10 protein-coding genes and 1 pseudogene are annotated in these 21,185 nt (G+C 46.6%); 2 read left to right on the top strand and 9 right to left on the bottom strand.

What is annotated here, in order from left to right; translation table 11 throughout:
* Nucleotides 1-11: 11 nt before the first annotated feature.
* Nucleotides 12-974 carry an aldo/keto reductase family protein gene (locus GJB61_RS08395; RefSeq protein ID WP_154118002.1) on the bottom strand — a complete coding sequence of 321 codons (963 nt, stop codon included), beginning with the start codon at nucleotides 972-974 and terminating at the stop codon, nucleotides 12-14.
* A 173-nt stretch (nucleotides 975-1,147) separates the two neighbouring features.
* Here GJB61_RS08395 and GJB61_RS08400 point away from each other — a divergent pair, with 173 nt between their 5' ends.
* Together GJB61_RS08400 and GJB61_RS08405 are read left to right on the top strand one after the other, a co-directional pair.
* Nucleotides 1,148-1,492: a winged helix-turn-helix transcriptional regulator gene (locus GJB61_RS08400; protein ID WP_229521534.1), complete on the top strand. Its 345-nt coding sequence runs from the start codon at nucleotides 1,148-1,150 to the stop codon at nucleotides 1,490-1,492.
* Nucleotides 1,493-1,653: 161 nt separating this feature from the next.
* Nucleotides 1,654-1,812 (top strand): hypothetical protein, encoded by a 159-nt coding sequence (locus GJB61_RS08405; protein WP_154118004.1) that lies wholly within the window; start codon nucleotides 1,654-1,656, stop codon nucleotides 1,810-1,812.
* A gap of 50 nt (nucleotides 1,813-1,862) precedes the next feature.
* Here the strand turns inward: GJB61_RS08405 and GJB61_RS08410 are convergent, their stop codons facing one another.
* From GJB61_RS08410 to GJB61_RS08440, 8 genes and pseudogenes are all read right to left on the bottom strand, one after another.
* The gene (locus GJB61_RS08410) at nucleotides 1,863-2,876 is read right to left on the bottom strand and encodes an ABC transporter substrate-binding protein (RefSeq protein ID WP_195724279.1); all 1,014 of its coding nucleotides are present in this window, start codon (nucleotides 2,874-2,876) and stop codon (nucleotides 1,863-1,865) included.
* Nucleotides 2,877-2,996: 120 nt separating this feature from the next.
* The gene (locus GJB61_RS08415; protein ID WP_154118005.1) at nucleotides 2,997-4,589 is read right to left on the bottom strand and encodes an AraC family transcriptional regulator; all 1,593 of its coding nucleotides are present in this window, start codon (nucleotides 4,587-4,589) and stop codon (nucleotides 2,997-2,999) included.
* A gap of 140 nt (nucleotides 4,590-4,729) precedes the next feature.
* The gene (locus GJB61_RS32535) at nucleotides 4,730-4,843 is read right to left on the bottom strand and encodes a hypothetical protein (protein WP_420819737.1); all 114 of its coding nucleotides are present in this window, start codon (nucleotides 4,841-4,843) and stop codon (nucleotides 4,730-4,732) included.
* 33 nt (nucleotides 4,844-4,876) lie between these two features.
* Nucleotides 4,877-4,939, bottom strand: a pseudogene (locus tag GJB61_RS32540) (hypothetical protein); the annotation flags it as partial.
* A gap of 206 nt (nucleotides 4,940-5,145) precedes the next feature.
* Nucleotides 5,146-10,047: an S-layer homology domain-containing protein gene (locus GJB61_RS08425; RefSeq protein ID WP_154118007.1), complete on the bottom strand. Its 4,902-nt coding sequence runs from the start codon at nucleotides 10,045-10,047 to the stop codon at nucleotides 5,146-5,148.
* A 247-nt stretch (nucleotides 10,048-10,294) separates the two neighbouring features.
* Complete coding sequence (locus GJB61_RS08430; protein ID WP_154118008.1) at nucleotides 10,295-13,393, bottom strand: S-layer homology domain-containing protein; 3,099 nt, start codon at nucleotides 13,391-13,393, stop codon at nucleotides 10,295-10,297.
* A 249-nt stretch (nucleotides 13,394-13,642) separates the two neighbouring features.
* Complete coding sequence (locus GJB61_RS08435; protein WP_154118009.1) at nucleotides 13,643-17,713, bottom strand: S-layer homology domain-containing protein; 4,071 nt, start codon at nucleotides 17,711-17,713, stop codon at nucleotides 13,643-13,645.
* Between the two features lie 247 nt (nucleotides 17,714-17,960).
* Nucleotides 17,961-21,122 carry an S-layer homology domain-containing protein gene (locus GJB61_RS08440; RefSeq protein ID WP_195724280.1) on the bottom strand — a complete coding sequence of 1,054 codons (3,162 nt, stop codon included), beginning with the start codon at nucleotides 21,120-21,122 and terminating at the stop codon, nucleotides 17,961-17,963.
* Nucleotides 21,123-21,185: the final 63 nt, after the last annotated feature.

The raw sequence follows: 21,185 nt of genomic DNA on the forward strand, positions 1-21,185 counted from the left end.
TAAGCAGCCCCTTATCTGGCCCGCTCTCCGTCAGACTCTGTAATAATACCCTCAATCCGCTTGAGGACATCATCGGTAAGCTCAATTCCAGAAGCCAGAACATTCTCCTCCACCTGCTGCGGCCGGCTTGCACCCACAAGTGCACTGGCTACATTCGGCTGACGCAAGATCCAAGCCAAGGCCAGATTCCCGACTGAAATATCCAGTTCAGCTGCAATTGAACCCAATTGGCGGACTTTTTCAATCTTCTCTTCTGTAATGCCTTTGCGCATCCAATCCAGCTTAGCCGCACGGCTATCTGCAGGAATATCAGCTATGGAGCTATATTTACCAGTCAGTAATCCTTGCGCCAGCGGGGAGAACACAACCTGTCCAATACCCTTCCGCTGCCCAAGCGGAATAATCTCTTTCTCGATATAACGCTCGAACATATTATAAATAGGCTGATTGACGACAATGTGATCAAGCAGATAACGATCCGCTACAGCCAGCGCTTCCGCCATTTGTGCTGCAGTCCATTCACTAACACCAATGTAATATACTTTGCCTTGGCGAACCAGATCATCCAGTGCACGCAAAGTCTCCTCTATCGGAGTCTCCGTATCATAACGGTGGCAATAGAGAATATCCACATAATCTTCTCCAAGCCGCTTTAAGCTGGCATGACACTGCTCCGTAATATGCTTGCGGGAAAGCCCGCGATCATTCGGTCCTTCACCCATATCACCATATACTTTTGTTGCCAGAACATAAGACTCGCGTGGATATCCACGTAGTGTCTCACCAAGTACTTTTTCCGCGGCACCCTTCTCATATACATTAGCTGTATCAAAAAAATTAATACCTAATTCGTAAGCGGTTTCAATGGCTTTGACAGCATTCTCCTTCTCTACATATCCTCCGTATGTCAGCCAGCTGCCTAAGCTGATTTCACTAACTTTAAGACCGGTTCCACCTAGTCTGCGATATTTCATTAGTATTGCTCCTCTCAATATCCTACTGTTATCATTAGTAGGGTTGCTTCAAGCTCATATTCATTCTAGAATAGTTTGTATATAATAGAAAGAAGTGAAAAATAGTTTATTATATGATCCCAAATATAGTTGCTATACTCAAGTATAGCAACATCGGAGCAGGAGGAGATTCCTTGAACACGGCTAAATCTGCCAGTAATTATATCCCGAAGAGTCCGGTTATTATTGAATGTAATGTGGAAAAAACACTAAATGTGCTGGGTGGAAAATGGGCTTTCCTCGTTCTGCGGGAATTGTTCGACGGAACCCAGCGCTTCGGAGCGCTGCAACGCAAAATCACGAATGTCAGCCCTCGCGCTTTGACTACTACCCTCCGCCATCTGGAGGAGCAGGGCGTGCTCGAACGCCATGTTTTTCCCACAGTCCCAGTCACAGTAGAATATTCTTTAACGCCAAAAGGCGAGGATTTACACCAAATTCTGAAGGAAATGAAGCTGTGGTCAGCCAAATGGGCGTAACTGCTGCTATCCTATTTTTTTAATATTTTTCAAAAAAAACCCCCTCGAGTAACAGTAACTTATACCGTTAACTCAAGGGGGTTTTTCGATATAAAATGATGAAAGGGGAGATCTGACCTTATTTCTTTTTACCCTTTAAAATTCTGAAACAGGATGGAAAAATGCCTACCGTTACCAGACGTATTGTCTTCTATGAACTAATGCTTCCCATTATGGAAGCCCGTTACGGATTTATTGATCCAAAAGGACAATTCGCAACGATAGGGCAACAAGGCATGGAACTCAATCAATTCTTCGAAATTGATGAAGAACAGAAGTGAATTTCTATATTTTACAGCTAGAGAAAATAGTCACTATATTTACTGTATGCTTACTGGGTTAACCAGTCTGCCAATTCTTCGGTCTGAGAGAGCACAGCAATCGGATCATAATACCAGGAACGCTCTTCTTTCCATACATAGAGATGACCATTCTTGACAGCCGGCAGGCTACTCCAGATCGCAGTGGTTTTATAATCCTCTGCAGTCAGCGTATTGGAGGTCATAATGATATAATCCCCTGCATATTTGGCGAGGGTTTCGGTGGATATTTCCGCCCACTGCTTCTCCATAATTTCCGCTGCGATCGCTGAGGGTGGCTTACGGCCAAGTGCCTGATAAACGGGCTGACCTCCGCGGCCGAAATTATCACCATACACCCAAATGGATTTGCCACCGTCCTCCATAATCGAGAATGTAGCGTCAGCCGGAATAACCTTGTCCACTTTGGCTTTGGCAACGGCAATACGCTGGTCATATTCGCTGAGCCAAGCTTTCGCTTCAGCTTCCTTACCCAGCAGATTGCCGAAATAGGTTAATTCTTCGTGGGCATCTTTCAGATCTCCATAAGGAACAATGATCGTAGGGGCAATTTTGCTTAATGTTTCGTAACTTTCCGCTTGGCCTGAAATAATTAAGTCAGGAGAAAGGGTGATAATCGCTTCTGGTGACATCTTTCCGTATTCCCCGGTGTCCTGGACACCTATCAGTGCTTCTTTGAAATACATATTCTGCAACGTGAGTCCAGGAGCTCCTACAGGAATTGTACCCAGCGCAATTAGGCTGCCAAGGTATTCCTCTGCAACAATACGCTTGGGCTGTGTTGGGATTTCGATTTCCCCATTTACGGTGGTTACGGTTTTAAATTCAGGAAGCGAGGCAGTCGCCGTGGGCAGGCTAGTTTCAGCAGGCATCTGAGTTGTTGTTGCTATGCTGTTAGTCTCACCCGCTGTGTTTCTGGCAGAATTGGAATTTCCGCAGGCCGAGGCTACTACTGTCAATATTAACAGCAGAGGGAGTGCGAGCCATCTTGTCCGCTTCTTGCTATTCCGTTGTAAATTAGACAACTTGTATTCCTCCTATGTATAATGATTATCATTCTCATTATAACTTTACAGGCTTCACTTGATAAATACTATGGCTTAGAGTGATCTTCTCCTATGCAGTTTTATGATATTAATGCAGTTTTATGATATTAATGCACTTAACAGTACATGAAGCTGAGCTTGCGAGGACATCGGGTCAAAACCATAGAACAAATCCGATTGGTTCAGGACATACACATGGTTGCTGCGGGCCGCCTCAAGCTGTAGCCATGAAGGACTATGGAACAGATCGTATAGACGTTTCTTTCCTTCAATAGAAGACGGAATTCCAGTAATAAAAATATGATCAGCCGGATAGGCTGTAATTTCCTCAATCGTTGTCTCAATATAACCCCTAGCTACAATTCCCTGCTCAATAAGTATTGAAGGTGGTTTAAAGCCAAGGTCTCCATATAGAATCTGGCACCCTCGTCCATAACTGCTGCTGAAGCAGTAAGCACAACGGGAACTGACCTCCCAAACAATAGCAGTTCCTCTTGAACCTAGGCACTGGTTTAGCTGCACATTGGCGCTATCGCAGAGCTCGTCGTAGTAAATTAGCCATTCCTCTGCTCTCCGCTGGCGGTCGACCACCTCAGCAATTAAACAGAATTGTTCGCGCCAGCTCATTTGCATAAAGGGCAACTCAATTACCGGGGCGAGTGAGAGCAGGTTCTTATTCTCAGCCTCCAGACTGTAACTGATGATAACATCTGGTTGCACGGAGGCTACGGAGTCGTAGAGGAAAGATGCGCTACTACTGCCAAGTCTAAGCTCCTGGGCAAAGGGGACTTGTTCCTGCTTCAGCGACCAGGCGGAATAAGCGCCTAAAGTGGGCCTAATCTGCAGCACCCGTAAGGTGGCGGTATGATTATAGTTCAAGGTCACGACCTTCTTGTTCTTCTGTTGGTAGGCCGTGGGCGAAATTCCAACGATCTGTTTGAACTTGCGGCTTAGATAGGTACCTTCCCCATATCCAACTTCCAGAGCCAGGGTGGCCAAATTCGGTGCACCTGTCAGCAGGCGCTGCTGGGCTCTGCGTATCCGAAGCAATGTGAGGTAGGCATTGAAGGTTTGGCCTGTGTTTTTGCGAAAGGTACGTGAGAAATGCTCCGGACTAACACCAGCAAGACGAGCTACTTTCTCGCGGGTCAAATCTTCATTATAATGCGCATCTATATAGGAGAGCACTTGGTCAAACCAACTGCTGCCCGTTTGTTGCTTGCCATCCATTTCGTAGAATAGTTCAGCTATCAATTCTGTAAACAGCTGTTGGACCGCAAGTGGCATACTACTTTTTGGCTCCATCCAAGCGCTGTAAAAGGCACTGGCCTGAGCCAAGATTTTAGATGAACATTCTTGAATCGGAATACTATAATTCAACGGGCAAATGTCCGGTTGATGTGCTCCCAGATTAGAGTATTCGATCCAGATTCCCTGCAACTGGAGCTGGGGGTTTAGCTTCAGGCTGGTTGTTGCTATACAGGTCAATATGCTCCCGGCCGCAAGCTTATACTGCACGGCGTTCACATCGATATGGCCACTGCCACCCCAAACGATCATAAGGATCAATGAATGAGACTGCTGCACATTTTTTTCTTGATTCACGGACAAGCCTGTAAGATTCTTCACACGTGAAGGGATGTAAAAAGGATGGGAAATGTGCTGCATTCCGTCAGAACTATGAGTAGGCATAGGCTTAAGTCTCTCTTCCTTGGTTGATAATCATTATCAGCCAAGTATATCAGTCTTTCTTTCGATTGACGATAAGCTTCATCTTTAGATTACAATAAATAATATCGGTCATACACTTCATAATCCGACAACCACCTATATCAGATACCTAAATTTAGATGGGTCTCAGATTGATTTTCATTAATCAATAGTGATTGCTTAAAGTATATTTCAGCTTGTTCATATTCTTCATCTTGAAAATAATATAATCCCATATAGAACAGTGCATTCTCAATCTGATTGTTTATTTCCAAGGCTCTTGTGAAATATTTGAAAGCTTCCTCTTTTCTTCCCAGCTTTAATAAGACTCTACTTAAATTAAAGACAGGTCTCTCCCAATCTGGTTGTGTAACAACCTATGTAATTTAGACAGTCTGAATTGGGATGGAGAGAGGCTTTCTCACTCTTTTCTGATAGTTAATCATACCCACAGCAAATAGGCTGCCCCAAATCTATAATAGCTTGGGACAGCCCCCGAGACACTCTTTTTCTAATATGTGCTCCCTAATTTAGTTGTTCAGTTATTCAGTTGTGCCAATAATTTCAAAAGTACCGTTACCGCCTCAGCTCTTGTAGCAGAGTCTTGAGGAGCAAACTCGTTATTGCCTTTCCCCTGTACCAACCCAGAATGCTTCACGAAATCCACACTGCCTTTCGCCCACGCCGGAATATCCTTATCGTCGGCGAAGCCCGTTGTCGGCTTGACTTCGGTGGACTTACCCAGCGCTTTGGCGAGGATGACTGCCATCTCAGCGCGTGTAATTTCCGCATTCGGACGGAAACCGCCGTCCTCGTAACCTGTAATAATGCCGGCTTGCACCGCCTGCGCGATTGCTGTCTGCGCCCAAGCTCCGATTTTTACTGTATCTGTGAACGTTAGATCCGCTCCTTTGCCTTGCGGTTTCAGTACATTCATCAACATTACTGCGAATTCCGCACGCGTCACTGTATGGTTCGGTTGGAAAGTTCCGTCTAGGTAACCTTTGACGATTCCATTGCTCACGGCTTGTTTGATGTTTGCTTCTGCCCAGTGTCCAGTAATATCACTTAAATTAATTGTCGGTTTCATGTCTGGCGAAGTTTCATCGGTTGGAATATCCACAGAATTGTCTACAGCCAAGACTGTAAACTTCGTAAAGTGATTGATATCTACTGTGATCTTATTCCCGTTTACCTTGCCGCCGACTTCCACCCAACTCTTTTTGACTTCGTCATAATAGAATACAGACGCCTTTTGGTTACTTTTTACTTGGCTTGGATCAAACGTAAAGTACAATGTTATAGGTTTACTGAAATTCTCCGAAAAGTTCTTTAGTATCTCGAATACGGGGCTGAGGAGAATCTCATTATTCGTGAGAAGATTCTGAGTGTCTAGTACCTTATCTACTCGTAATCTCAGTTCCTTATCTGTTGCACCTAAGGGAATAGAGACTTTTACTGCATCCTCGAAACTAACCACTCCTGCTTTATTTACTGGAAGTGTTAATTGACCATTCGTGCTGGTAACAATGTTGTCGCTTGGTAGTGTGAAAGCACCTCCACTGCCAGCGTTAGCGCTAGCAGGCTGAGTCACCGGGAAGACGGCGGTTACTACGCCCGAATTCGCTGCATTCGTCGCGGTTGCTCCGGTTACGGTGAAGAAATCCACAGGCACCCCCGTTAATGTATATCCTTTCTTTGGTGTGAGGGTTAAGGTTGCGGTGTATATTTCTGCTCCTGCAAAGGTTACATCTACTGGGGACCAGGCTATGGTTGCTGTGTATTCTGAAGTGTCCGCTATTGTCGCAACCGGTGTTTCTCCTGTTACTGGAGCTGTTACTCCAGCTATAACTCCTGTAGTAATAGGTCCCGCTACAGTCGCCGGGAAGACGGCGGTCACAACGCCCGAATCCATTTCATTCGTTGTTAGTGCTCCGGCTACGCTGAAGAAATTAGCAGGCACTCCCGTTAATGTATACCCTGCTTTGGGGGTGATTGCAATCGTAACGGTATAGGCTGTTTCCCCAACAAATAGTATCGTTGCTGGCGACCAGATAAGTGTTGCTGTGTATTCTTCCGAATACGTTATCGTAGATACAGTTGTCGCGCCTGTTACTGGCGCTATTATTCCAGTAATATCTGCGGATGCGATAGGTATTGCTGCAGTCGCCGGGAAGACGACGGTCACAACGCCCGAATCCACTGCATTCGTTGTTGTTGCTCCGGCTACTACAAAGAAATCTGCGGCCACTCCCGTTAATGTATACCCTACTTTTGGAGTAATTGTAATCGTTGCGGTATAGGCTGTTTCCCCAACAAACAGTGTCGTTGTTGGCGACCAAGCAAGGGTTGCGGTGTATTCTTCCGAATACGTTATCGTAGTCACTAATGTTGCCCCTGCTTTTGGCGCTGTCACTCCAGCTATGACTTTTGTTGCGATAGGTACTGCCGCCGTTGCCGGGAATTTTGCGGTTATAATACCCGAATCCGCATCATTTGTCGTTGTTGCTCCGGCTATGCTGAAGAAATTTGCAGGTACACCTGTTAATGTATACCCTGCCTTTGGAGTAATTGAGATCATTGCAGTATAGGCCATCTCTCCTGCAAAAGTTATTGTTGTGGGCGACCAGTTAACCGCTGCGGTATAGGCTGCCGTGTCCGCTATTGTAGATACTGGCGTTGCACCTGCTGCGGGCGCAACTACTCCAGCTATAGCTGCTGTTGCGATGGGTATCGCTGAGGTTGCCGGGAATTTAGCAGTTACAGTACCCGAATCCGCATCATTCGTCGTTGTCGCTCCGGCTACGGTGAAGAAATTTTCAGGTACGCCTGTTAATGTATACCCTGCTTTTGGAGTGATTGAAATCATTGCGGTGTAAGCTATTTCTCCTGCAAAGGTTACATCTACTGGGGACCAGGCTATCGATGAGGTATATTGTGATGTGTCCGCTATTGTCCTTACTGGCGTTTCCCCTGCTATTGGCGCTGTTACCCCAACTATGGCAGCTATTGCGAGAGGTATTGCTGCGGTCGCCGGGAATACTGCTGTCACAAGTCCTGAATTCGCTGCGTTCGTTGTTGTTGCACCAGCTATGGAGAAGAAATCCACAGGCACTCCCGTTAATGTATACCCTGATTTTGGTGTGATTGCAATCGTTGCGGTATAGACTATTTCTCCTCCAAATGGTGTTGTCGTTGGCAACCAGGTAACGGATGCTGTGTAGGCTGCCGTGTCTGCTATTGTCCCAACTGGCGTTGCACCTGCTATTGGTGCTATTACGCCAGTTATCTCTGCTGTAGCTATAGTTGCTGCTGTCGCCGGGAATACGGCGGTCACAACGCCCGAATTCGCTGCATTCGTTGTTGTTGCTCCGGCTACGGTGAAGAAATCCACAGGCACTCCCGTTAATGTATACCCTGATTTTGGAGTGATCTCAATCGTTGCTGTGTAAGCTGTTCCTCCTCTAAAAGGTGTTGTCGTTGGCAACCAGGTAAGCTTTGCCGTATAGGCTGTCGTGTCCGATATCGTAGATTCTGGTATTTCACCTGTTACTGGAGCTGTCACTCCAGCGATGGATTTTGTTGCTATAGTTGCTGCTGTCGGCGGGAATACGGCAGTTACTACGCCTGAATTCGCTCCATTCGTTGTTGTTGCTCCAGCTACTTTGAAGAAATCAGCAGGTACACCCGCAAATGTATACCCAGCTTTGGGTGTCATGGTAATCGTTGCTGAATAAGCTGTTCCTCCAGCATACACTGTTGTCGTTGGAGACCAGCTAACCGTTGCTGTGTAGGCTGATGAAGCAGAAATCGTGGTTACTGGTATTGCGCCTGTTACTGGAGATGCCAATCCAGTGATGGATTCTGTAGTTATAATTGCTGCTGTCGGCGGGAATACAGCAGTCACAATACCCGAATTCGCTGCATTCGTCGTTATTGCTCCGGCTACAGTGAAGAAATCTTCAGGCACGCCCGTTAATGTATACCATGCTTTTGGTGTGATGGTAATCGTTGCTGTGTAAGCTGTTTCTCCTGAAAAGGGTGTTGTCGTTGGAGACCAGCTAACCGTCGCAGTATAGGCCGTCGTGTCCGATACCATAGATACTGGCGTATCCCCTGTTGCTGGGGCTGTCACTCCAGCTATGGCTGGGGTTGTGATGGATACTACTTGGGTCGCCGGAAACACTGCGGTTACAACTCCAGAACCAGCTGTATTCGTTGTTGTTGCTCCAGCCACTTTGAAGAAATCAGCAGGTAAGCCACTGAAAGTATACCCTGATCTTGGTGAAATGTTTATCGTTGCTGTGTAGGCCGTTCCTCCAGCAAATACTGAACCTGTTGAAGACCAGCTAACCGTCGCTGTGTAGACTGAAAAAGCAGTTATCGCTGTGACTGGTGTTGCACCTGTTACTGGCGCTGATACTCCAGCTATGTCTTCTATTCCAGCTATGCTACTTATGCTGGTGTGGACTGAATTTAGAATAGCATCTTCGAGACCGACCAAGCCGCCCACATAGCTCCCTCCACTCGCATTGCCTGTGGTATAGCTGGTGCTGATTACTCCGCCGTCAAAGTTATAGCCAACCAAGCCGCCAACCACAAAATGTCCACTCACATTCCCTGTGGCGTAACTATTGCTAATGGTTCCGATGGAATTTTCACCCACTAACCCACCCACAATAGAAGAAGTAGTACTAGTTGCAACTACACTCCCTGTGGCATAACTATTGCTGATGGTTTTCTTGTTACCGCCTACCAAGCCACCCACATTTCTATCTCCATTCACACTCCCTGTAGCGTAACTATTGCTGATTATCCCCCGGTTGAACCCTGTCAAACCGCCCACATATTCCTTTCCATTCACGCTTCCTGTGGCGTAACTATTGTTGCTGATGGTTCCATTGAGCGAGTTCGCGCCTACCAAGCCGCCCGCATAGATATAGCCATTCACAGTCCCTGTGGCGTAACTATTACTGATGGTTCCGGAGTTCATTCCTACCAAACCTCCCGAATAGAGTCGGCCTCTCACCACTACATCTTCCACTCTCATATTAGTAATCATATTATTAGGACCAAAATTCCCGAACAATCCCACTCCATCACTGTTTTCTCTGTTTATCCTCAAATGTGTGATTTTGTATCCATTGCCATCCATGTTCCCATAAAATATCTCTCCTATGGGTTCCCAATTTGTGTAACCGCTCAAATCAATATCTGCTGTCAATTCAAAATAAAGTCCCGCCTCTAAATGATTCCTAACTTCACTCAGCTGATCAGCCGTTGCAATCTGATAGGGATCGCTTACTGTACCCGTTCCTCCAGCGAAGCTTACCGCAGCATGAGCCGTCCCTCCGCTAGGTACAATAACTCCTGAGATTCCACCCATTATCATTAACAACACCAGAATGATCGACATTCCTTTTTTAAATATTGTATGCATTCTACTTCCTCCTCCAAAACTACTAAACACTGAATATATTCACAAGAAAATTCGAACTCTATGCTCCATTGTGTTATTTCTCATTGTCTTCATCCCACTATAAGCCTTTCCGTGCAAAAAAGTACCTCCCCATTTGGGGAGGTACGCGTAAAAATATTACGATATCTCACAGAATCTCACTATTTTCAGTAATCCGCTAGTCTTGAAGAGTATCCTGCCTAGCATGATGTTAGCCATAGTTCCTCTGTCAGTTACTCCGTTGTGCTAATAATTTCAGAAGAACCGTAACCGCCTCAGCTCTTGTAGCAGAGGCTTGAGGAGCGAACTCGTTATCCCCTTTTCCTTGCACCATTCCGGATTTCTTCACGAAATCCACGCTGGCTTTCGCCCACGCCGGAATATTCTTATCGTCGACAAAGCTGGTGGTCAGCTTAACTTCAGTAGACTTGCCCAGCGCTTTGGCGAGGATGACTGCCATCTCGGCGCGTGTAATTTCCGTATTCGGACGGAAAGTGCCGTCCTCATAGCCAGTAATTATGCCTGCTTGTAACGCCTGTGCGACTGCTGTCTGCGCCCAAGCTCCGATTGTTGCTGTATCCGTGAACGTTAGTTGTGTGCCTGCTCCTTGCGGCTTCAGCACATTCATCAGCATCACGGCGAATTCGGCACGCGTCACCGTACGATTCGGCTGGAACGTTCCGTCTAAGTAACCTTTGACCATTCCAATGCTCAGCGCTTGCTGGATGTTTGCTTCTGCCCAATGTCCGGCGACATCACTCAAATTAATTTTCGTAGATGTACCCGTTACTGGCTCCGTTACTGGCAATCCCGTCACTCCGTCTACACTAAGTACTGCATATTTCCCCAAATGATTGACCTCTACAATGATGTGATTTCCTTCAATCTTACTACCTGCTACTTCCACCCAGGATTTCTTCACTTCGTCATAGTAAAATACCGCTGCTTTTTGGTTACTTTTCACAAGGGTTGAATCAAACGTAAAGTTCATTGTGATCGGTTTACTGAAGTCTTCCGCAAAGTTTTTCGTAATCTCGTATACAGGGCTGAGTAGGATCTCTTTATTCGCAAAAAGAATTGGAGTGTCCAGCACCTTGTGGATGGATAATATCAGTTCTTTGTTTATAGCTCCTACGGGAATAGTGATCTTGACTGCATCCTCGAAGCTAACCTCGCCCGCTTGGTTTACGGGAAGTGTTAATGTACCCTTCGTACTGGTAGCGATGCTGTTGCTTGGTGTTGTCGAAGTACTGCCAGTGCTAACGGGCTGTGTTGCCGAGAATACGGCACTCACAACACCCGAATTTGCTTCATTGGTAGTTGTTGCTCCGGCTACATTGAAGAAATTAGCAGGTACTCCTGTTAGTGTATATCCTGCCTTTGGGATGATGGAAATCGTTGCGGTATAGGCTATTCCTTGGGCAAATAGTGTCGTCGTTGGCGACCAGCTAACCGTTGCTGTGTATTCTGGCGAATATGTTACTGTTGTTACCGGTATTGCCCCTGTTACTGGTGCTTCTACACCAGCTATCCCCGCTGTTGCGATGGGGATGGTTGTCACTGGTACTTCTGTGACAGGCAGCACTGCCGTCGCTGGGAATTCCGCGGTTACAACACCGGAATCCGCTGCATTCGTCGTTGTTGCTCCGGCTATAGTGAAGAAGTTTGCAGGCACTCTCGTTAATGTATATCCTGCCTTTGGGGTGATTGTAATTGTCGCGGTGTAAGCTGTTTCTGGGACAAATAATGTCGCCGTTGGCGACCAGCTAACCGTTGCGGTGTATTCCGCCGAATACGTTACCGCAGTTACTGGCGTTGCCCCTATTGCTGGCGCTGTCACTCCAGCTATGGCTCCTAATTGGATAGGCGCTGCCGTCGCCGGGAATTCTGCAGTTACAACACCAGAATCCGCTGCATTCGTAGTTGTTGCTCCGGCCACGGCGAAGGAGTCTTTACCTACTCCTGTTAATGTATATCCTCTCTTTGGTGTGAGGGTAATCGTTGCGGTGTAGATTTCTCCTCCTGCAAAGATTGCATCTACTGGGGACCAGTCTATCGATGCGGTATATGCTGCCGAATAGGTTACGGCAGTGACTGGCGTTGCCCCTGTTATTGGCGCAATCACTCCAGCTATGGCTCCTGTCGGGATAGGTAGGATCTTGATATCCTGGGCATCTACACTCCGAATTTGTTCAGCGGACTCCTGTTGGTTAGTTGTTTCTTTTACTCGAACATAAATCATATCACCTAACTCGACAACAATGTTGTCCACGCTTGTATCTATAATCGTCGTGTACGAGCCTGTATTTACTTTATATTCCATCCCACTCGTCACGCCGGTTAACTTCGTTGTTCCCGCATTTGTTCCTGGTTTCAAGGCTGTGAACGCCCATAATTTAGGATATTGACCTGAAAGCATATACCAATCTTCGCTGAAATCCCAATCACTAAATGTGCTTGAATTTTGCATTTCTTCAGTTGTTTTACCCGTGCTGTTCCCTGTATCCAGTTGTCCTGTTGTGTTGCTATCATAGAAGCTATGGTTGATGGTTGTGGTGTTGTATCCAACCAAGCCCCCCATATCATTATTTCCAATCACACTTCCTGTAGCATAACTGTTGCTGATGGGTCCCTCGTTATAACCAACCAAACCACCCAAATAACGATTTCGACTCACACTTCCTGTGGCGTAACTATTGCTGATGCTTCCGTGGTAGTTTTCACCCACCAAGCCGCCCACATAAAAAAATCCATCCATACTTCCTGTGGCGTAACTGTTGCTGATGCTTCCACTGTTTATTCCCACCAAGCCGCCCACAGCTGTATCTCCACTCATACTTCCCGTGGCGTAACTGTTACTGATGGTTCCGTAGTTCCATGCCACCAAGCCGCCCACAGTATACGCACCTTTCACCTCAATATCATCTAGAATCATATTGGTAATAATCCCATCACTAAAACCGAACAATCCACTATAATAGTGTCCTTGACTATCAATCTTCAGATTATTGATTTCAAACCCATTGCCATCCATGTTCCCCATAAACTCATTGTCAACTGTTCCTATCGGCTCCCAATTCGTATAACTACTCAAATCAATATCAGCTGTCAAGTTAAAATAAAGTCCCGCACCTAAATAATTCCTAACCAAATCGAGCTGATCAGCCGTTGCGATCTGGTAAGGATCACTTGCTGAACCCGTTCCTCCAGCGAAGCTTACCGCAGCATAAGCCGTCCCTCCACTAGGTACAACAACTCCTGAGATTCCACCCATTACCATTAACATCACCAGGAGGATCGACATTCCTTTTTTAAACACCCTATACATTACACTTCCTCCTCCATCTCTATATAATTTCGAATAAAATTCACAACAAAATCTGAATTTCTATGATCCATTGTGTTATTTCTCATTGTGTCACTCTACTATAAGCCTTTTCGCGCAAAAAAGTACCTCCCCATTTGGGGAGGTACGCGTAATAATATAGCGATTTCTTAAAGAAATCTGACTATTTTTAGAAATCTGCTCGTCTTGGAGAGTATCCTGTCTAGGATGATGTTCGCTATAGTTCCTCTGTTAGTTACTCAGTTGTGCCAATAATTCCAATAAAACCGTAACAGCCTCAGCTCTTGTAGCAGAGTCTTGAGGGGCGAACTCGTTGTCCCCTTTTCCATGTACCATCCCGGCTTGCTTCACGAAATTCACGCTGGCTTTCGCCCACGCCGGAATATCCTTATCGTCAGCGAAGCTGGTTGTCAACTTGACTTCGGTAGACTTACCCAGCGCTTTGGCAAGGATGACCGCCATCTCGGCGCGTGTGATTTCCGCATTCGGACGGAAACGGCCGTCCTCATAACCTGTAATAATGCCTGCTCGCACCGCCTGCGCGATTGCTGTCTGCGCCCACGCTCCGATTTTTGCTGTATCTGTGAAGGTTAGATCCGCTCCTGTACCTTGCGGTTTCAGCACATTCATCAGCATCACCGCGAATTCCGCACGCGTCACCGTATGATTCGGTTGGAACGTTCCATCTTGGTAACCTTTGACCATTCCGATGCTCACCGCTTGTTTGATGCTTGCTTCTGCCCAATGTCCTGCGACATCGCTGAAGTTAATTTCCGTTGGGACGTCTATTGTTGGTACCTCAGTCGCTTCGTCTACAGCCAATACCGCAAACTTCGTAAAGTGATTGCTATCTACAGTGATTTTATTACCACTGATCTTGCCGCCAATCTCCACCCAAACCTTTTTCAATTCGTCATAATAGAATACGGATGCCTTTTGGTTGCTCTTTAGTTGGCTTGGATCAAACGTAAAGTTCAGCGTTACCGGTTTATTGAAGTTCTCCGAGAAGTTTTTCAGCATCTCGAATACGGGACTGAGCAGAATCTCGTTATTCGAGATAAGCTTTTGAGTATCCAGCACCTTTTCGATCGTTAATTTCAGTTCTTTGTCTATCGCTCCTACGGGAATAGAGATCTTAACAGCATCCTCAAAGTTAACTTCGCCTGATTGGTATACCGGAAGGGTTAATGTTCCATTCGTGCTGGTAACAGTGGTGTTGCTTGATGGTGTTGAAGTACTGCCAGTGCCAGTGCCAGTGCCAGTTCCCGTGCCAGTTCCCGTGCCAGTTCCCGTGCCAGTTCCCGTGCCAGTTCCCGTTCCAGTTCCCGTCCCAGTTCCAGTGCTAACAGGCTGTGTTGCTAGGAATTCCGCGGTTATAACACCCGAATTGGCTATGTTCGTTGTTGTCGCCCCGGCTACGCTGAAGAAATTCGCAGGCACTCCTGTTAGTGTATATCCTGCTCTGGGAGTGATTATAATCAACGCTACGTAAGTTGTTCCTCCAACAAATATTGTCGTCGTTGGTAACCAACTAAGTGTGGCTGTATATTCTGCCGAATAGGTTACCGTTGTTACCGGCGTCGCTCCTGTTACTGGTGCTGTTACACCAGCTATCCCTGCAGTTGCAATGGGGAGGGTGATCACAGGGACTTCTGTGACAGGCTTTGCTTCTGTCGCCGGAAATTCTGCGGTTAAAACCCCGGAATCCGCTGCATTCGTCGTTGTTGCTCCGGCAACGGTGAAGAAGTTTGCAGGCACTCCCGTCAAGGTATATCCTGCTCTGGGAGTGATTATTATTAATGCTGTGTAAGTTGTTTCTCTACCAAATAATGTCGTCGTTGGCAACCACGTCAGTGTGGCTGTATATTCTGCCGAATAGGTTACAGCAGTTACTGGCGTTGCCCCTGATACCGGCGCTGTCACTCCAGCTATGGCCCTAGTTGCGATAGGTAGCGCTGCCGTTGTCGGAAATTCCGCAATTACAACGCCTGAATCCGCATCATTCTTCGTTGTTGCTCCAGCGACGGTGAAGAAGTTTGCAGGCACACCCGTTAAGGTATATCCTGCTTTGGGAGTGATGGTAATCGTTGCTGTATAAATTTCTACTCCTGCAAATTTTGTATCTACTGCAGGCGACCAAGTTATCGAGGCTGTATATTGTGCTGTATCTGCTATTGTGGTTACTGGAGTTACCCCAGCAATTGGCACCGTCACACCCACTATGGCTCCTGTTGCGATAGGGATCGCTGCCGTGGCTGGGAATTTTGCGGTTACAATGCCTGAATCCGCATCATTCTTCGTTGTTGCTCCAGCCACGGTGAATGAATCTGCAGGTACACCTGTTAAGGTATATCCCGCCTTGGGGGTGATTGTAATCGTTGCTGTATAGATTTCTGCTCCTGCAAATTTCGCATCTACTACAGGCGACCAGGTGATCGAGGCTGTATATTGTGCTGTATCTGCTATTGAAGTGATTGGCGCTCCCCCTGCAATTGGCGCTGTCACACCCACTATGGCTCCTGTTACGATAGGTACTGCTGCTGTGGCTGGGAATTTTGCGGTTATAACGCCTGAATCCGCATCATTCTTCGTTGTTGCTCCGGCCACGGTGAAGGCGTCTGCAGGCACACCTGTTAATGTATATCCTAATTTGGGGTTGATTGTAATCGTTGCTGTATAGATTTCTGCTCCTGCAAATGTTGCATCTACTACAGGCGACCAGATTAGCGAAGCTGTATATTGTGCTGTGTCCGCTATTACAGCTACTGGCGTTGACCCTGCTACTGGCGCTGTCACTCCAATAATGGCTCCTGATGCGATAGGGAGCGCTGCCGTTGCCGGGAATTCCGCATACACCATGTTGGAATTCGCTCCATTCTTCGTTGTTGCTCCAGCGACGGTGAAGAAGTTTTCAGGCACACTTGTCAATGTATATCCTGTTTTGGGGGCAATTGCAATCCTTGCTGTATAGGCTACCGCTCTTGCAAAAATTCCATCTCCAGGGAACCAGGTTATCGAGGCTGTATATTGTTCTGTGTCTGCTATTGTAGATACTGGCGTTTCCTCGGCTACTGGCGGTGTCACTCCTTCTATGGCTTTTATCGCTATAGGTACTAAGGTTTTTGGGAATATAGCTGTTATAACGCCTGAACCCGCTTCATTCGTTGTGATTGCTCCGTCTACGGTGAAGAAATTTTTAGGCACACCCTTTAATGTATGTACGGAGTCAGGTGTAACTATAATCGTTGCTATATATTCTGTTCCTCCATCAAATACTGTAGTCGTCGGCGACCAGCTAATAGTTGCTGTGTATTCTGCCGTAGCCTTTATTATTGATACGGGCGTATCGCCTGGTATTGGCGCTGATATGCCAGCTATCGCTGCTTCAATGGAGTTAATTGGAGTTTGAGTAGTATTATCGAACCCAACCAATCCCCCCACATATTCATTTCCACTTACACTTCCGGTGGCGTAACTATTGCTGATGGTTCCGAAATCTTGCAAACCAACCAATCCACCTACAAGTAAATCTCCACTCACACTTCCGGTGGCGTAACTATTACTGATGGTTCCAGAGTTATTGCCGAGCAATCCACCTAATGTTGCATCTCCACTCACACTTCCGGTGGCGTAACTGTTGTCGATGGTCCCATAATTAATACCAGCCAAACCGCCCAAATTATAAGACTGATCGCCATTCGGTTGCAGAATGCCATTCACAGTAACTGTGGCGTAGCTATTGCTGATGGTTGAACCCCCGTTGTTTAGAGATACCAAACCGCCTGCCCCACTAGATCCACTCACATGGCCTGTGACATGGCTGTTGCTGATGGTTCCTTGGTTCATTCCTGCCAATCCGCCCACTGCTTGACCTTTCACCTCTACATCTTCCAATATCATATGAGAAACCTCAGCATACTGGTTTATTGCTCCGAACAATCCTACTGCAACATATCCTGTACTTTCTATCTTCAGATTAGTGATTGTATACCCGTTTCCGTCCATTTTCCCTTTAAATGGGAACCCAACGACATAACCTATCGGCTCCCAATTTGCGTAACTACTCAAATCAATATCCGCTATCAACTTAAAATAAAGACCCGCACCTAAATAATCTCTAACCAAATCTAGCTGATCAGCAGTTGCGATCTGATAAGGATCGCCTGCTGCACCCGTTCCTCCAGCGAAGCCTCCCGCAGCATGAGCCGTCCCTCCGTTAGGTGCAATCACTCCTGATATTCCACCCATTATCATTAACAACACCAGAATGATCGACATTCCTTTTTTAAATATTGTATGCATTCTACTTCCTCCTCCAAAACTACTAAACACTGAATATATTCACAAGAAAATTCGATTTTCCCGTTCCATTGTGCCATTCATCATTGCACTCATCTCACTATAACTCTAACTGCACAAAAAAATAACTCCCCATTTGGGGAGGTAAGGATGAAAATATAGCGATATCTCAGAGAATCTGACTATTGTTAAGAATTTGCTTGTCTTGGAGAGTATCCTGCCTAGCATGATGTTCGCCATAGTTCCTCTGTCAGTTACTCCGTTGTGCTAATAATTTCAGAAGAACCGTAACCGCCTCGGCTCTTGTAGCAGAGTCTTGAGGAGCGAACTCGTTGTCCCCTTTTCCTTGTACGATTCCCGCTTGCTTCACGAAATCCACGCCGGCTTTCGCCCATACTGGAATTTCCTTATCGTCAGCGAAACTGGTGGTCAGCTTGACTTCGGTAGACTCACCCAGTGCTTTGGCGAGGATGACTGCCATCTCGGCGCGTGTAATTTCCGTATTCGGACGGAAACCACCGTCTTCATAACCTGTAATCATACCTGTTTGCACCGCCTGTGCGACTGCTGTCTGCGCCCATGCTCCGATTGTTGCTGTATCCGTGAAGGTCAGATCCGCTCCTGCTCCTTGCGGTTTCAGCACATTCATCAACATCACCGCGAATTCCGCACGCGTTACGGTATGATTCGGCTGGAACGTTCCGTCTGTGTAACCTTTGACCATCCCCATGCTCAGCGCTTGCTGGATGCTTACTTCCGCCCAATGTCCAGTGACATCACTGAAGTTCATTACCGTGGTTGTATCCGTTACGGGCTCACTTACAGGCAATCCCGTCACTTCGTTCACACTGAGTACTGCATATTTCCCGAAATGATTAACTTCTACAATGATGTGATTTCCTTCGATCTTGCCACCTGCTACTTCCACCCAGGCTTTCTTCACTTCGTCATAGTAAAATACCGCTGCTTTTTGGTTACTTCTCACAAGGGTTGAATCAAACGTAAAGTTCATTGTGATCGGTTTACTGAAGTCTTCCGCAAAGTTTTTCGTAATCTCGTATACGGGGCTGAGTAGGATCTCTTTATTCGCGAAAAGAATTTGAGTGTCCAGCACCTTGTGGATGGATAATATCAGTTCTTTGTTTATCGCTCCTACGGGAATAGAGATCTTAACGGCATCCTCGAAGCTAACCTCGCCGGATTGGTTTACCGGAAGTGTTAAATTACCATTCGTGCTGGTAACAATACTGTTGGTGGGTAGTGTGAAGGTACTTCCAGTGCCCGTATAGGTACCAGTGTCGGTATCGGTGCTAACAGGTGCTGTCGCCAGGAACACGGCGGTCACAACTCCTGAGTCCGCTACATTCGTCGTTGTTGCTCCGGCTACACTGAAGAAATTAGCAGGCACTCCCGTCAATGTAAATCCTGCCTTCGGGGAGATGGTTATCGTTGCGGTGTATACTGTTCCTTGGGCAAATAATGTCGTTGTTGGCGACCAGCTAACCGTTGCGGTATATTCCACCGAATACGTTACCGTCGTTACCGGCGTTGAGCCTGTTACTGGCGCTGTCACTCCAGCTATCCCTGCGGTTGCGATGGGGACGGTTGTCACAGGGACTTCTGTGACAGGTATTGCTGCCGTCGCCGGGAATAAGGCGGTCACAACACCCGAATCAGCTGCATTCGTGGTAGTCGCTCCGGCTACGCTAAAGAAGTTTGCAGGCACTCCTGTTAATGTATATCCTGCTGTCGGTGTGATTATAATCGTTGCAGTATAGGCTGTTTCTCCAACAAATAAGGTTGTCGCTGGCGACCAACTAACTACTGCGGTGTATTCTGCCGAATACGTTACGACATTTACTGGCGTTGCTCCCGCTACTGGTGCGGTTACTCCGTCTATGGCTGCTGTTGCAATTAATTTCCTGATATCCCCAGCATCTACAGTCAACAATTGTTCATTGGAAGCCGGTTGGGTTATTGTTTCCTTTACTCGAACATAAATCCGATCTCCTACTTCGACAGCAATATTGTCGACGCTTGCACCCACAATTGTCGTGTACGAGCCTGTGTTGATTCTATACTCCATATCACTCGTGACATCGTTTAGCTTTGTTGTTCCGGGAATGGTTGTTCCAACCGTCAACACCGCTGTTTGCGGTGCTGCTGCCGGCTTAATATTTGTTTTATCGACCGTGAATATTTTTGCAATTGAATTAGGTGATACTACTCGTACGAGGATCTCATCCCCAGAATCCACAGTAATGTTATCGACAGAACTACCCGTAATTGCCGTATAGTTAGTACTATCAATCGAATACTCCATACCATTCGGAATATTATTTAACTTCGTTGTGCCGACATTCGTTCCTGGTGTCAAGGCTATAAACGCCCATAACTGAGGATATTGACCTGAAAGCATATACCAATCTTCGCTGAAACTCCAATCACTAAATGTGGTTGGATCTTTCATTTCTCCAGTTGTTTTACCAGTACCTTTCCCTGTATCCAGTTGTCCTGTTGTGTTGCTATCATAGAAACTATGGGTGGAACCGGTTGCGGGGAAGTCTTCACCAACCAAACCGCCCACAGGTGAATTACCACTCACACTCCCTGTGGCGTAACTATTGCTGATAGTTCCATATGAGTTTTCACCAACCAAGCCGCCCACATATCGATATCCACTCACACTTCCGGTGGCGTAACTGTTGCGGATGGTTCCATTGGAGTAGTTTTCACCAACTAAGCCGCCCACCTCTAGACTTCCACTCACATTTCCGGTGGCGTAACTGTTGCTGATAGATCCGAATGTGTTGCTACCAACCAAGCCGCCCACATATTCATCTCCACTCACACTTCCGGTAGCATTACTGTTGGCGATAGTTCCGTTGAAGTTAACACCAACCAAGCCGCCCACATATCGACCTCCACTCACACTTCCTGCAGCGTAACTGTTGCGGATGGTTCCGTGGTTCCTTCCCGCCAAGCCGCCCACATTTCCATAACCTTTCACCTCAATATTTTCCAGAATCAAATTGGTCATAATCCCCCCATTTACTACGAACAATCCGATAAAAGTTTGTCCTTGTCTATCCATCTTCAGATTTGTGATTTTAAATCCATTACCTTCCATGTTCCCTTTAAATGAGTTAGACATATCACCGATCGGAGTCCAACCCTCGCCGGATGCGTAACTACTCAAATCAATATCAGCCGTCAACTCGAAATAGAGCCCCGCCTCTAAATGATTCCTAACCTCATCGAGCTGATCAGCCGTTGCAATCTGATGGGGATCGCTTGCAGTCCCCGTTCCTCCTGCGAAGTCCGACGCTGCCGCAGAAGCCGTCATTTCGCCAGGCCCAACAACTCCCAATATTCCGCTCAATACCATTAACAGCACCAGGAAAATCGACATTCCCTTTTTATATACCCTATACATTGCATTTTCTCCTCCATATCTGCTTCATATCGCCTAAAC

It is taken from the genome of Paenibacillus monticola (assembly GCF_009664975.1).
Taxonomy (GTDB): Bacteria; Bacillota; Bacilli; order Paenibacillales; family Paenibacillaceae; genus Paenibacillus_AQ; species Paenibacillus_AQ monticola.